This window comes from Arthrobacter sp. 10T413_2 (assembly GCF_056394205.1).
Window position 1 is genome coordinate 1 of the sequence record NZ_JBFTHK010000112.1, and the last position, 13809, is coordinate 13809.

At 67.4% G+C, this 13809-nt stretch carries 14 protein-coding genes; 6 read left to right on the top strand and 8 right to left on the bottom strand.

From position 1 onward, the window contains the following. The 3 genes from AC1DBQ_RS16090 to AC1DBQ_RS16100 form a co-directional block, all read right to left on the bottom strand. Positions 1–422 (bottom strand): DUF1990 family protein (locus AC1DBQ_RS16090; protein ID WP_476929459.1); only part of this gene is annotated, 422 nt, incomplete at its 3' end. Continuing rightward, entirely contained in the window at positions 419–823 is a 405-nt protein-coding gene (locus tag AC1DBQ_RS16095; protein ID WP_476929460.1) for an MmcQ/YjbR family DNA-binding protein, read from the bottom strand. The genes AC1DBQ_RS16090 and AC1DBQ_RS16095, both read right to left, overlap by 4 nt. 36 nt (positions 824–859) lie before the next feature. Further along, a complete protein-coding gene (locus AC1DBQ_RS16100; protein WP_476929461.1) occupies positions 860–1285 on the bottom strand; it encodes a CoA-binding protein in 426 nt (141 codons plus the stop codon). Positions 1286–1550: 265 nt separating this feature from the next. Here AC1DBQ_RS16100 and acs point away from each other — a divergent pair, with 265 nt between their 5' ends. The 4 genes from acs to AC1DBQ_RS16120 are packed head-to-tail and all read left to right on the top strand — an operon-like array spanning position 1551 to position 6646. Next, a complete protein-coding gene (acs, locus tag AC1DBQ_RS16105; RefSeq protein ID WP_476929462.1) occupies positions 1551–3599 on the top strand; it encodes an acetate--CoA ligase in 2049 nt (682 codons plus the stop codon). A gap of 10 nt (positions 3600–3609) precedes the next feature. Beyond that, complete coding sequence (gene sfnG, locus AC1DBQ_RS16110) at positions 3610–4803, top strand: dimethylsulfone monooxygenase SfnG (protein ID WP_476929463.1); 1194 nt, start codon at positions 3610–3612, stop codon at positions 4801–4803. Further along, positions 4803–6152, top strand: coding sequence for an O-acetylhomoserine aminocarboxypropyltransferase/cysteine synthase family protein (locus tag AC1DBQ_RS16115; RefSeq protein WP_476929464.1), 1350 nt, complete (start codon positions 4803–4805; stop codon positions 6150–6152). Before sfnG ends, AC1DBQ_RS16115 begins: the two co-directional genes overlap by 1 nt. Then, the gene (locus AC1DBQ_RS16120) at positions 6149–6646 is read left to right on the top strand and encodes a CoA-binding protein (RefSeq protein WP_476929465.1); all 498 of its coding nucleotides are present in this window, start codon (positions 6149–6151) and stop codon (positions 6644–6646) included. The genes AC1DBQ_RS16115 and AC1DBQ_RS16120 overlap by 4 nt, the downstream gene beginning before the upstream one ends. 96 nt (positions 6647–6742) lie before the next feature. Here the strand turns inward: AC1DBQ_RS16120 and AC1DBQ_RS16125 are convergent, their stop codons facing one another. The 4 genes from AC1DBQ_RS16125 to AC1DBQ_RS16140 all read right to left on the bottom strand — a co-directional run bounded on the left by AC1DBQ_RS16125 (position 6743) and on the right by AC1DBQ_RS16140 (position 10291). Further along, positions 6743–7636 (bottom strand): serine/threonine-protein kinase, encoded by an 894-nt coding sequence (locus AC1DBQ_RS16125; RefSeq protein ID WP_476929466.1) that lies wholly within the window; start codon positions 7634–7636, stop codon positions 6743–6745. Beyond that, a complete protein-coding gene (locus AC1DBQ_RS16130) occupies positions 7633–8181 on the bottom strand; it encodes an RNA polymerase sigma factor (protein ID WP_476929467.1) in 549 nt (182 codons plus the stop codon). The genes AC1DBQ_RS16125 and AC1DBQ_RS16130 overlap by 4 nt, the downstream gene beginning before the upstream one ends. 126 nt (positions 8182–8307) lie before the next feature. Then, complete coding sequence (locus tag AC1DBQ_RS16135; protein ID WP_476929468.1) at positions 8308–8805, bottom strand: hypothetical protein; 498 nt, start codon at positions 8803–8805, stop codon at positions 8308–8310. A 475-nt stretch (positions 8806–9280) separates the two neighbouring features. Next, a complete protein-coding gene (locus AC1DBQ_RS16140; protein ID WP_476929469.1) occupies positions 9281–10291 on the bottom strand; it encodes a 1-aminocyclopropane-1-carboxylate deaminase in 1011 nt (336 codons plus the stop codon). A 111-nt stretch (positions 10292–10402) separates the two neighbouring features. On the opposite strand from AC1DBQ_RS16140, the gene AC1DBQ_RS16145 reads away from it, so the two are divergent. Then, the gene (locus tag AC1DBQ_RS16145; protein ID WP_476929470.1) at positions 10403–11056 is read left to right on the top strand and encodes a GntR family transcriptional regulator; all 654 of its coding nucleotides are present in this window, start codon (positions 10403–10405) and stop codon (positions 11054–11056) included. A 138-nt stretch (positions 11057–11194) separates the two neighbouring features. Here the strand turns inward: AC1DBQ_RS16145 and AC1DBQ_RS16150 are convergent, their stop codons facing one another. Beyond that, positions 11195–12484, bottom strand: coding sequence for an adenylosuccinate synthase (locus AC1DBQ_RS16150; protein ID WP_476929471.1), 1290 nt, complete (start codon positions 12482–12484; stop codon positions 11195–11197). A 428-nt stretch (positions 12485–12912) separates the two neighbouring features. On the opposite strand from AC1DBQ_RS16150, the gene AC1DBQ_RS16155 reads away from it, so the two are divergent. Beyond that, positions 12913–13809: uroporphyrinogen decarboxylase/cobalamine-independent methonine synthase family protein (locus AC1DBQ_RS16155; RefSeq protein ID WP_476929472.1), on the top strand; the 897-nt coding region annotated here is incomplete at its 3' end.

Here is a 13809-nt window from a genome sequence, read left to right on the forward strand (position 1 = left end):
GTGATCGCGATGGTCACCATCCCCTGCGCATCGATCGAGATCTCGAACGCCTCTTCGCCACGGACCGGATGTCCCGGCAGTGTGCCGTAGCCGAATCCGGCGGACTGCGGGCCGTCGCCCGCCACCGGCTGCCGCACCCAGACCACTTCGCAGGGGGCGTTGATGCGGAAGGGCCCGACGCCGAAACCGCTCACCACGCGGGTTCCKGGGACCACGACGCCGGACTCCGCCCGGACCCGCAGCCCTGACCGCTTCTGGAGTTGCCACGTCAGCATGCCCTGGACCGCACGCCGGTAGGCCGCCATTCCCTCCCCCACGGGGGCCTGCGTGACAAGGCATTCGACGCCCTCGGGCGGCGGGCCATGTTCCGTGGCGCCGATGCCCGCATAGTTCAGCGCACCGCCGGCGATCCGTGTGTTCACGCCTGCCCTCCCTGCGCGAGCCGGGCCCAGCCGAGCTGCTCCTGCTGGCGCCGGCTGAGCGTAGCGACCACGAGGTCGTAGGAGTCCTCCACCATGTCGCGGATCATGGAATCGGGCAGCGAGCCGTCCAGCCGGACGCCGTTMCAGTGCGTCTTGTTCAGGTGCCAGGCGCCGGTGATTTCCGGGTGGGCGGCACGCAGTTGCTGGGCGAGCAMCGGCTCGCATTTCAGGCTGACGGAAAAGTCGGCCTCGTCCATCGCTGACAGCGCGAACATCTTGGCCCGGAGCTCGCCGGAGACGGCGGCGCGGACCTTGAAGACGGAGGTCTCGGGACCGAACGGAAAGTCCTCGAAGGCCCCGGGGAACCCGAGGCAAAGGACCCGAAGTGCAACTGCATCCATGCTTCGAGCCTACTGTTTCAGGTTCCGTTGCGGGGGCTACAAGCCGAAGCGCACGGCGTCCTGCGCCGGACACGCATTCATGATCACGTCGAGGCCGGCGGCCTTGGCGCGCTCGGCGGCCGCCTCGTCAATGACGCCCAGTTGCAACCAGACGGCCTTGGCGCCGACGGCGATTGCCTGGTCCACGACGGCGCCCACCTTCTGCGAATTCACGAAACAGTCCACGACGTCGATGGGCAGTTTGCTGTCCGGGATGTCGGCGAGCCTGGCATAGCCCGTTTCGCCGTGCACGGGATCTCCCGGCAGGTTCACCGGAATGATCTCCATGCCCAGCCGGTCACGGATGAACAAAGAGGTGTCGTAGGCGGCGCGCCATTCGTTGGTGGAGAGGCCGACGATGGCCCACCGCCCCTTGGTGCGCATCAGCCGTTCGAGGACTGCAGGATCGTTGACATGGGGCATGAGCACAGCCTACGCGCAGTACCCGCGGGCGCGCCGGACTGCTGGCAGCCGCGGCGCCGGCGTCGAAGAAATGACCGCCGCAAGGGCACAACATTCTGCAGAGCCGAATATTACGTGGCACAAGACGGCAATTTCACGATCGGGACGCGCATCCCTTTAGTGTGAAGTACAACCATCCCGAGCGGCCAAGAGACCTGGATCGATGCAGCCGCAGCAACCCTGGCCATCAGCAGGGTGCTACCGCCAGGACCGATGGAGCTCACCTATGACTGTTAATTCCGTGTCCACGCCCGAGACCACGACGCCCGCCCTCATGTCCGAGGCGGAGCGGATCGCCTTCTGGGAGGAAGCCGCCCTCCGGCTCGACTGGGCGGACCTTTCCGGCGACTTCGCCGCCGGCCCTGCCGGAGACGCCGCCGGCGGCGATGCCTCCGGCGGCAAGCCCTGGCACACAGCCCACCGTCTGATTCCTGCCGACGTCGAAGCCGGTCTCGGCCCGCAGATCAGCTGGTTCGACGGCGGCAAACTCAACGTCGCCCACAACTGCGTGGACCGTCACGTGGCCGCGGGACGCGGGAACAAGGTGGCCTTCCACTTCGAGGGCGAACCGGGCGACCGCCGCACCATCACCTACGCGGAGCTCCAGCGCGAGGTCTCCAAGGCCGCCAATGCCCTGCTGGATCTCGGCATCACCAAGGGCGACCGCGTAGTGATCTACCTTCCGGTCATCCCGGAGACCGTGGTCATCACCCTCGCCGCGGCGCGGATCGGCGMCATCCATTCCCTCGTTTTCGGCGGTTTCTCCGCCGAGGCGCTCCGCTTCCGGGTCGAGGACACCGGCGCMAAGCTGCTGGTCACCACGGACGGCCAGTTCCGCCGCGGCGTGCCCGTGMCGGTCAAGGAAAATGCGGATGCCGCCGTCGCCGGTAAGAACGCGATCGAGCACGTCCTGGTGGTCAACCGGACCACGGCGCCGGAACTGCTGGACACCGTCCCGATGACCGCAGGGCGCGACCTCTGGTGGCACGACGCCGTCGGGACCGCCTCCGAGATCCACGAAGCCGAGGCGTTCGACGCCGAGACGCCGCTGTTCATCATGTACACCTCCGGCACCACCGGTAAGCCCAAGGGCCTGGTCCACACCTCCGGCGGCTACCTCACGCAGGCCTCCTGGAGTTTCGAGCACCTCTTCAGCAACCCGGACCCCGCGCTGCGGGACCAGGACGTCCACTGGTGCACAGCCGACCTCGCCTGGGTCACCGCGCACACCTACGAGCTCTACGGCCCGCTCTCCAACGGGGCCACCCAGGTGATTTTCGAKGGCACCCCCAACACCCCGCACCCGGGCCGGCACTTCGAGATCATCGAACGCTACGGCGTCACGCAGTACTACACCGCGCCCACCCTGGTCCGCTCCCTGATGGGCTGGTTCCCCGACGGCGTACCGGACACCTACGACCTCTCCTCCATCCGGCTCCTCGGCACCGTCGGCGAGGCCGTCAACCCCGAGGCCTGGCGCTGGCTGCGGGCCAACCTCGGCGCCGGCACAGCCCCGGTGGTGGACACCTGGTGGCAGTCCGAAACCGGCGCCACCATCCTCTCCCCCGCCCCGACCGACACCGAGTTCAAGCCCGGCTGCGCGGCCCGGCCGCTGCCGGGCGTCAGCACCCGGATCGTGGACGACGCCGGCACCACCGTGCCGCCCGGCGTCCAGGGCTTCATCGTGGTGGACGCGCCCGGCCCCGCCATCGCGCGGACGGTCTGGGGCAACCCGCGCCGCTACTTCGATTCGTATTGGCGCCAGTACGCGGCGCAGGGCTGGTTCCTCGCCGGTGACGGCGCCAAATATGACGACGACGGCGACACCTGGATCCTCGGGCGGGTGGATGACACGCTCAACGTCTCCGGCCACCTGCTCTCCACTATCGAAATCGAATCGGCCCTCGTCGCCCACCCGGATGTGGTGGAGGCCGGGGTATGCCCCGTCGCGGACCCGAAGACCGGGCATGCCATCGTGGCGTTCGTGGTGCTGAAGGATTCGGCGGCCACCGCCGACATCCACGGCGCCCTGAAAGCGCACGTCGCGAAGGCGATCGGCCCGATCGCCAAGCCGCGCGACGTCGTCGTCGTCCCCGATGTGCCGAAGACCCGCAGCGGCAAGATCATGCGCCGGCTGCTGACCCAGCTGTTCGAAGGAACCACGCTGGGCGACACCACCTCCCTCCAGAACGAGCCGGCCGTCGCCGGCATCCAGGACGTGCTGCGCGAACGCGCCGCGGCCGTCCCCGCCGCCGCCATCCCCACCCAGAAGTAAAGGAATCCCCATGACTGACATCAGCAGCGTCGCCCGTCTTTCCGAACCCCTGAAGTTCGCCTACTGGGTCCCGAACGTTTCCGGCGGCCTCGTGGTCTCCACGATCGAACAGCGCACCGGCTGGKACTTCGAGTACAACAAGAAGCTGGCCCGGATCGCCGAGAACTCCGGCTTCGAATACGCCCTGACCCAGACCCGCTACGCTGCCTCCTACGGTGCGGACAAGCAGCACGAGGCCACCTCGTTCAGCCTGGCGCTGCTGGCCGCGACGGAGCGGCTCAAGGTGATCGCCGCCGTCCACCCCGGCATGTGGCACCCCGGCGTGCTGGCCAAGTACCTCATCACCGCGGACCATATCTCCAACGGCCGGGCCGCCGTCAACATCGTCTCCGGCTGGCTCAAGGCGGAATTTGAGAACTTCGGCCTCGAATGGCTCGAACACGACGAGCGCTACGTCCGCACCGAGGAATTCATCCGCGTGGTGCGCGGCCTGCTGACCGAAAAGAACTTCAGCCGGTCCGGCAAGTACTACAACATCACCGATTTCACCCTGCAGCCGGCCCCGGTGGATGTGCCGGGACGGGCCCACCCCGAGATCTTCTTCGGCGGCAACTCGACTGCCGCGCAGGCCACCGCCGGCCGTGTGGCGGACTGGTACTTCTCCAACGGCAAGGACCTTGAGGGGTTCAAGGAGAACATCGCCGGAGTGGTCGCCGCGTCCAGCGAGACCCGCAGCGGCACCGGGGGCCAGCTGCCTTCTCCGAAGTTTGGCCTCAACGGCTTCGTCATCGCCCGCGACTCCGAGAAGGAGGCCCGGGACACGCTCCGCGAGATCGTCGAAAAGGCGCACAAGCCCGCCGTCCAGGGCTTCCGCGACGCCGTCCAGGAAGCCGGACCGTCCACCAAGGATGGCAAGGGCATGTGGGCCGACTCGAGCTTCGAGGACTTGGTCCAGTACAACGACGGCTTCAAGACCCAGCTGATCKGCACCCCGGAGCAGATCGCCGAGCGGATCGTCGAGTACAAGAAGATCGGCGTGAACCTGTTCCTCACCGGCTACCTGCACTTCCAGGAAGAGGTGGCCGCGTTCGGTCAGGACATCCTGCCGATCGTCCGCGAACTCGAGGCCGACCTCGCCCGCAAGCACGGCACCGAACTGGACCTGTCCGGCACGCCCGTGGCACAGGTTGAGGTGGCCGCGTAGTGGCGGAGCGCAGCTTCGGCTTCCGAACCCGCGCCCTGCACGCCGGCGGAACTCCCGACGCCGAGCACGGCGCCCGCGCCGTGCCGATCTACCAGACCACGTCCTTCGTCTTCAAGGACACCCAGGACGCCGCGAACCTCTTCGCCCTGCAAAAGTACGGCAACATCTACTCCCGGATCGGCAACCCCACCGTGGCCGCCTTCGAGGAACGCATCGCATCCCTGGAAGGCGGGATCGGCGCCGTGGCCACGTCCTCGGGCATGGCCGCAGAGTTCATCACCTTCGCCGCGCTGACCCAGGCCGGGGACCATATCGTGGCCGCCTCCCAGCTCTACGGCGGCACGGTGACCCAGCTGGACGTCACCCTGCGCCGCTTCGGCGTGGACACCACCTTCGTTCCMGGCACGGACCCGGCGGACTACGCCGCGGCAGTCCGGGAGAACACCAAGGCGATCTTCGTCGAGGTGGTGGCCAACCCGTCCTCGGAAGTCCAGGACCTTGCGGCCCTGGCGAAGGTGGCGCACGACGCCGGCATCCCGCTCGTCGTCGACGCCACCTTGAGCACGCCGTATCTCGTGCGGCCGATCGAGCACGGGGCGGACATCGTGATCCACTCCGCCACGAAGTTCCTCGGCGGCCACGGCACCACCCTGGGCGGCGTCATTGTGGAAAGCGGCCGCTTCAACTGGGGCAACGGCAAGTTCCCCACGATGACCGAGCCCGTGGCCTCCTACGGCAACGTCTCGTGGTGGGGCAACTTCGGCGAGTACGGTTTCCTCACCAAGCTGCGCTGCGAGCAGCTGCGCGACATCGGCCCGGCACTGTCCCCGCAGTCGGCCTTCCAGCTCCTGCAAGGCGTGGAGACGCTCCCCCAGCGCCTCGACGAGCACCTCAGCAACGCCCAGGCCGTGGCCGAATGGCTTGAAGCGGACGAGCGCGTGGCCTACGTGAACTTCTCCGGCCTGCCCTCGCACCCGCACTTCGAGCGGGCCAGGAAGTACCTGCCGCTGGGTCCCGGCTCAGTGTTCTCCTTCGGGGTGAAGGGCGGACGCGCGGCGGGCCAGAAGTTCATCGAGGCCCTGCAGCTGGCCTCACACCTGGCCAACGTGGGCGACTCCCGGACCCTCGTCATCCATCCGGGGTCCACCACGCACCAGCAGTTGAGCCCGGAACAGCTGGAAGCTGCCGGCGTCCCCGAGGACCTGGTCCGCATTTCGGTGGGCCTGGAAGATCTCGAGGACATCMTGTGGGACCTCGACCAGGCGCTGACGGCGGCATCGGAACAGTCCGAAGAATCCGCCCCGGACATCCTGCCGGCGGACAGCTGCACGATCGGAGCAAGCGCATGAGCACGGAAGAAACCAGAACCTGGACCGGGCCCTCGGCGCCGGAACGGCTGAACCTGCTGCGRCAGGYGAAATCCATCGCAATTGTGGGGGCCTCGGACAAGCCGTCCCGGGCGAGCTATTTTGTGGCGACCTACMTGCAGTCCTCCACGCGGTACAAGGTSTATTTCGTGAACCCCGTCGTGAAGGAAATCCTGGGCGAGCCKACCTACCCCTCGCTCGCGGACCTTCCGGAGAGCCCGGACATCGTGGATGTGTTMCGCAAGCACGATGACCTGCCGGGTGTCCTGGACGAGGCCATCGCGGCCGGCGCCAAGACACTGTGGTTGCAGTTGGGTTCGTGGCACGAGGACGTAGCGAAGGAGGCCGAGGCCGCCGGGCTCGACGTCGTGATGGACCGCTGCGTGAAAATTGAGCATGCCCGTTTCCATGGCGGCCTGCACCTGGCCGGCTTCGACACCGGCGTCATTTCCTCCAAGCGGCAGATCCTGGCCTAGCCTMCATCCCGCCGCCACCCCACCGTTGCGCTATCACTTGTGGTCGTTCTCAGCGCTGAGAACGACCCGAAGTGATAGCGCAACTGCTTTAACGGTCTAGGAGTGGTCGGGGGCCTTCGTCGGAACAATCGCGGGCAGGGTTGGCGTGATGTGGCCGGGGACGCGGGGCAGGTCCTCGCCGCCGGAACCACCGGGATTGCCGGGCATCGTGGGTAGGCCCGGCGCTTGCGGCCCGTGGCCCGGAGCCGGCAGGATGCCGTCCCGGCCGACGGCGGGGGGCGAGGCGGGAGGCGTGTGTCCGGCCTGTTCGGCCGCCTCCTTGCCGGCGTCCGCTGCCGCGCCGGCGGGTGCGCCGCCGGACGGCAGTGCAGTGCCCGGAGCGCCGGCAGGGGCAGTGCCGGCAGGCGCGGGGAAGGCCGGGACGGAAGCCGGCGACGGCTGGACATGTTCCGGGGCCTGAGTCGCGTGCCCCGAGGGCTGAAAGATGACACCGACGGTCTGGCTGACGCTGTGCCGGAAATCCTCGCCGGAGGCCGCCACGGCCCCCGCGCCCAGGCTCATGGCACCGATCACGGCGCCGCCCACGATTGCGAGGCGGCGGTTCCGCGCCTTGCGTCGTTCAGCAAGATCGACGACGACGGCGTCGGGCCCGGCTGCTGCGCCCGAGGGCAACGATCCCGCGGCGTCGCCGGTGGACGGCGCTGCTGCTGCTGCGCCTGACGATGCTGCGGCGGGCATCGCGCGGGTGGGCATCGCGCGGGTGGGCAACGCTGTCGTCGCGCTTGCGGCCGGACCGGCTGCTCCGACGACCCCGGCTGTTCCGGACGTGAGCAGTGCCGCGAGGTCGGCGCGGGGTGCGGGCGCCGCCTCCGGGACCAGGGCATGGAGCTGTTCGAGCGCGCTCCGGAGTTCGGCCGCGGTTTCGAGGCCGGAGTCGCTTAGCATCGCGTGGATGCTGCCATCCTGCTGGGGGTCGCGGGTGCCCGTCATGATGCTGCGTGGTCCTTTTCGGTTACGAGTTCGCGCAGGGCACTGAGCCCGCGCCGCTGAAGCTGTTTGATGGCACCCGGTGTCTTGTCCATGATGCCGGCCACCTGTTCGATGGAAAGGTCCGCGACGATGCGCAGGACCAGAACTTCCCGCTGCTCCTCGTTGAGCCTCGCGAGAGTGTCAGAGATACCGCCCAGTGAGCCGAGCGCCTCGTCTTCGGCGGATGCCGAGGACCGCGCGTCGTTCAGGGGGTCGTATTCGGCCAGATGCGGCGTGCGTTGCTCGCGCCGCCGGTAGTCCACCAGCCGGGCGTGGGCGACGGAGAAAATAAACGTCCGCAGACCCGTGTGGCCGMCCGTCACGCCAGCCAGTTTTGGCAGGACGTCCACGAACACATCTTGGGTCAGGGCCTCGGCGTCGTCCACTCCCCTGGCCCGGAAATATCCCAGCACGGCGGGGGAAATTGCCACGTAAACCGCGCTGAAGCCTGATGGGTCGCCAGCTAAAGCGGCTGACAAGTCGTCGTCGCTTAGCTGCTGTGCCAAGAGGCTGTCCTTCCGTTACTGCTGGGGTGCGGCCCCCAAAAGTCTAGCGGCCGCACCCCCGGGCCCCTCAAAGCGAGGGGTTCCTGCTTGCGGACCCCAACCGGGTCCAGGCTCAAGAGCCGGAGATTACTTGTCGTGCTGGGGCAGTTCGACGGACGGAGTGGCGGGAACGGCCGGGGTGGCCGGAACGCCGTTGGCTCCGGGGACAGCAGGAACAGCGGGGACCGCGGCCTTGACGTTGGCGTTAGCGCGTGCCTCGGCACCACCCTTCACGCTGGCGTCGCCCTTGACGGTGGCGCCGTCCTGGTCAGCGTCGACGGAGCCTTCGCCTGCACCCTCGGTGCCCTTGACGTCGGCGTCGGCGGCGGTGTGGTCTTTGGCCGAGCCATCGGCCGACGGTGCCGCGGGAACTGCGGGGGTGGCCGGGACGGCAGGCTTTGCCGGGAGGGTCGGGGTAGCCGGGGCCGCAGGGGTCGCCGGGGTGGCGGGCGTAGCGTGGGTCACTTCAGACTGCTGGGTGCTGGACATCTGGGCCGCGTTGGCGAGTCCGATGCCGGAGAATCCTCCGACTGCGAGGATGGCGGCGCCGACAGCAATCTTGGTGGTCTTGCTAACACTCTTCATAACAGACATACATCCTTTGTTTTGGGTGGAAGGCGGGCTGAGGCCTCGTGGGCCGTCGACAGCCCGCTCTCGCCGTGGAAGGCTGGCCGGCGCCCGATGGGGGCAGGCGCCGGCAAGCGCTTACGGTAAAGGGCCGACCGGAGACCAAATGGGGGGAAGGCGCCGGCCGGCGCTTACGGTGGAAGGCCGACCGGATACCCGATGGGKGGGTCCGAGCTCCGGAGGCGCTTACAAAGGAGTAATCGTCGGRGTGACCCGAAAGGTTACGCACCAATCGGAAATTCTCTATTTCTTTTTTCGGGCCGGGCACAGCGGGGGATTTTAGCGGCGGATTGACGACGACGGCGGCTCCCCGCCAGGCGGCGGTTTCAAGGGGACCCGCCACCGGCGGAACCGTTGCCCTCCCAACCGTTGCGCTATCACTTAGGGTCGTTCTCAGAGCTCAGAACGACCCAAAGTGATAGCGCAACAGCAATCAGGACCGGAAGAGCCCGCTGTAGGCGTTGAGGGCGATCTGCCCGCCCAGGTGGGCGTAAAGGACATTGCTTCCGGCCGGAATCTCGCGGCTTTTCACGAGGTCGATTAGCCCGGCAAGGGACTTGCCCTCGTACACGGGGTCGGTGATCATGGCCTCGAGCGAGGCGCCAAGGCGGATGGCCTCCAGGGTGGAGTCGACGGGAATGCCATAGAGATCCCCGGCCCAGCCGTCCATGACGGTGATTTCGTCGTCGCGGAGGTCCCGGCCCAGCCCGATCAGCTCGGCGGTGTTCCGGGCGATGCGTTCCACCTGGTCGCGGGTCTTCTGCAGGGTCGCCGAGGCATCGATGCCGATCACCCGGCGCRGTTTGTCCTGGCCGGCGAAGCCCGCGATCATGCCGGCGTGGGTGGAGCCCGTGACCGTGCAGACGACGATGGTGTCGAAGAAGACGCCGAGCTCGTGCTCTTGCTGTTCCACCTCGTAAGCCCAGTTGGCGAAGCCCAGTCCGCCCAGCCTGTGGTCGGACCCGCCGGCCGGGATGGGGTACGGCTTGCCGCCTGCGGCTTTGACCTCTTCGATGGCGTTTTCCCAGCTGCTGCGGATGCCGATGTCAAAGCCCGCACTGTCCAGCCGGACATCGGCCCCCATGATGCGCGACAGCAGGATGTTGCCCACACGGTCGGACAACGGATCCGGCCAGTCGACCCAGTTTTCCTGGACCAGMCGGGCCTTGAGGCCGAGTTTCGCGGCCACCGCCGCGACCTGGCGGGTGTGGTTGGACTGGTAGCCGCCAATCGACACCAAGGTGTCCGCGCCCTGCGCCAGGGCCTCCGGCACCAAGTACTCCAGCTTGCGGGTCTTGTTGCCGCCAAACGCGAGGCCGCTGTTGACGTCCTCCCGTTTCGCCCAGATCCGGGCACCGCCCAGGTGGGCGCTGAGGCGCGGCAGCGGGTGGATGGGACTCGGTCCAAACATCAGGGGGTAGCGCTCAAAATCGGTGATGGCCATCGACGGTCCTTCGCTCGCGGTGGGWAACGGCATCTCGAACATCCAACATGCAATATATTGCATTGTCCGGTACCGGCTCCGGGAGGACAAGAGGGATATACGATATGTTGCATGCCCGTCCCCTCGCTCTCCGGAGTACACAAGCGGCCGCTGCTCCGGGACAACGTCTTCGACTCGATCCGGAACGCGATCGTCGACGGCACTTTCGAGCCCGGCGAACGGCTGAAGGACACGGAACTGGAAGCATGGCTGGGCGTCAGCCGGACCCCCATCCGGGAGGYGCTGCTGCGGCTGGAACACGCCGGCCTGGTCATCGCCCTGCCGGGCAAGGCGACCATCGTGGCCCCCTACGACCAGGCATCGACCGAGAGCACGCAGCAGGTGGTGGCCGGGCTGCACGAGCTGGCCGCACGCCTGGCCGTCCCGCTCCTGGCGGAGGACCACATTTCCGCCATGGCCGAAGCCAACTCGCGCTTCGAACAGGCCCTGCAAAACGCCGATGTCGAGTCGGCGCTGCAGGCCGATGACGATTTCCACGCGGTCTTTGTCGGCGTCAGCGGCAACCCGGTGCTCCGGGACCTCCTGGAACAAACCACCCCGGTCCTGCGCCGGGTGGAGCGGATGCGCTTCGGCTCCTTTGCCGCCCGGGGATCCGTGGCCCAGCACACCGAAATCATCCGGCTCGCCGGCCTCCGCGACGCCGAAGCCACCGCCAGGGCATGCCGGGAGAACTGGCTCTCGCTGCGCTTCACGTCCTCGCAGTAGGCCCCGCGCGGTAAGCCCGTCTTAGCCGCGAAACTCAGCGCGAGCCTCAGCACGGCCCTAACAAGGACCTTAACGGCGACGGCGGCGGGCCGCCCTGCCAGGGTGACCCGCCGCCGTCKGGCGTCAGCTTCTAAAGCGTTAGTCGTTGATCAGGTCGTTGACGACGATCGTCTGGTCGCGGTCCGGTCCGACGCCGATCGCGGAGAACCGGGTGCCGGAGAGCTTCTCCAGCGCCAGGACGTAGTTCCGGGCGTTTTCCGGCAGGTCTTCGAGGGTGCGGGCGCCGGTGATGTCCTCGGTCCAGCCTTCGAAGTACTCGAAGATCGGCTTGGCGTGGTGGAACTCGGTCTGGGTCATGGGCATTTCGTCGTGCCGCACGCCGTCGACGTCGTAGGCCACGCAGACCGGGATCTGCTCGATACCCGTGAGCACGTCCAGCTTCGTGACGAAGTAGTCAGTGAAGCCGTTGACGCGGGAGGCGTGGCGGGCCAGGACTGCGTCGTACCAGCCGCAGCGGCGGGGGCGGCCGGTGTTGACGCCGAACTCACCGCCGGTCTTCTGCAGGTACAAGCCCATCTCGTCGAACAGTTCCGTGGGGAACGGCCCGGCGCCCACGCGCGTGGTGTACGCCTTGATGATGCCGATGGAGCKCGAGATGCGGGTGGGACCGATGCCGGAGCCCACCGAGGCGCCGCCGGCGGTCGGGTTGGAGGACGTGACGAACGGGTAGGTGCCGTGGTCGACGTCGAGGAAGGTGGCCTGGCCGCCCTCCATGAGGACCACCTTGCCCTCATCCAGGGCGGTGTTCAGGACGAAAGTGCTGTCAATGACCAGCGGGCGGAGGCGGTCGGCGAAGGACAGGAAGTACTCCACGATCTCGTCCACCTCGATGTCGCGGCGGTTGTAGACCTTGACCAGGAGCTCGTTCTTCTGGCGCAGCGATCCTTCGACCTTCTGGCGCAGGATCGAGGCGTCGAAGACGTCCTGGACGCGGATGCCGAGTCGGGCCACCTTGTCCATGTACGCCGGGCCGATGCCGCGGCCGGTGGTGCCGATGGCGCGGCTGCCGAGGAAACGTTCGGTGACCTTGTCCAGGACCTGGTGGTACGGCGCCACAAGGTGGGCATTGGCGGAGACGCGCAGCCGGGACGTGTCCGCGCCGCGGGCCTCGAGGCCGTCGATTTCCTGGAACAAGGCTTCCAGGTTCACCACGCAGCCGTTGCCGATGATCGGAACCGCGTTCGGGCTCAGGATGCCGGCAGGAAGGAGCTTGAGCTCATACTTCTCACCGCCTACGACGACGGTGTGCCCGGCGTTGTTGCCGCCATTGGGCTTGACGACGTAGTCAACCCGGCCGCCGAGCAGGTCGGTGGCCTTTCCTTTGCCTTCGTCGCCCCACTGGGCTCCGACGATCACGATTGCTGKCATGGGATCCTCCCCCATTCGTTCGGGCCGAACTGCGTGCAATTGACCAGGTGGCCACCGCAGCTCAGCGCCGTTCATGAGAATGCCCCGAATCTACCGCTGTGCTCTTACCCAACGCCAGAGTTCCGGGGCTCTTACCACCCAAGTTTAGCCGAAAACGGTGACCCGCATCGCTTTGGGTCCTCGCGCGGACCGGCGGCCAGGCTGCGGTGAACGCCAACTGCATCATCCACCAGGCCATGCCCGACACATAGTGGGCGCGACTTGCGGGACGGGCCGGGGTGGAATTAAGTGAGAGTGACCATCCCGAGCGGCCGAGGGACCTGGACCATTGACGCCGCAGCAACCCTCCCGGACACAGCCTGCCCAACCGCGGCCGCCGTGACCGGCACCGGTGCTACCGCCAGGACCGATGGAAAGGAAACCGCGCCATGTCCGAAAAGACCGATCCCCAGAACAAAACTTCCCGGAACATCGACCACATCCGCGTCACCCACGCCGGCTCATTGCCCCGCACGCCCGAGCTGATCGCCGCGAACGAGGCCAAAGAGGCCGACGGCATCACGCCCGAGTTCCTGGACCTGCTGCAAACCTCGGTGGTTGACGTCGTCCAGCTCCAGAAGGATCTCGGMATCGACATCGCCAACGACGGCGAGTACGGGCACACGATGTCCAGCTCCGTGGACTACGGCGCCTGGTGGAACTATTCCTTCTCCCGGCTCGGCGGCCTGGAACCGACCGACGTGGACCGCTGGGCCGACGCCAAGGTGCACCGTTCCTCGCCGGGCAACATCGTCCTGACCTCGTTCCCCGACCGCCGGGACCGGCAGAAATTCAATGACGCCTATAACGACCCCTCCTCGGGGATCCTGGCGCACCGCCGTGCCGTGACCCAGCCCAAGATCGCGGGGCCGCTGACGTACACCGGCCACGCACTTGTGGCCTCGGACGTCGCCAACCTCAAGACAGGCCTGGCGGCGGCCGGCCTCACCGAGGGATTCGTCGCGTCGCTTTCCCCCGGTTCGTGCGCCCGCGTGGCCAACGAGTACTACAAGAGCGACGAGGAACTCCTCTACGCGTGCGCCGACGCGATGCGCGAGGAATACAAAGCCATCATCGACGCCGGCCTGACGGTCCAGCTCGATGACCCGTCCCTGGCCGAGAGCTGGGACCAGATCAACCCCGAGCCGAGCCTCGAGGACTACCTGAAGTTCATTCAGCTCCGGGTCGAAGCCACGAACTGGGCACTGCGCGACCTCCCGCAGGACAAGATCCGGTTGCATGTCTGCTGGGGTTCCTGGCACGGCCCGCACACCACGGACATCCCC

Coding starts and splice junctions, on each gene's coding strand:
- AC1DBQ_RS16125 (WP_476929466.1), bottom strand. CDS start 7,636: ATGACGGGCACCCGCGACCCCCAGCAGGATGGCAGCATCCACGCGATG.
- AC1DBQ_RS16100 (WP_476929461.1), bottom strand. CDS start 1,285: ATGCCCCATGTCAACGATCCTGCAGTCCTCGAACGGCTGATGCGCACC.
- AC1DBQ_RS16135 (WP_476929468.1), bottom strand. CDS start 8,805: ATGAAGAGTGTTAGCAAGACCACCAAGATTGCTGTCGGCGCCGCCATC.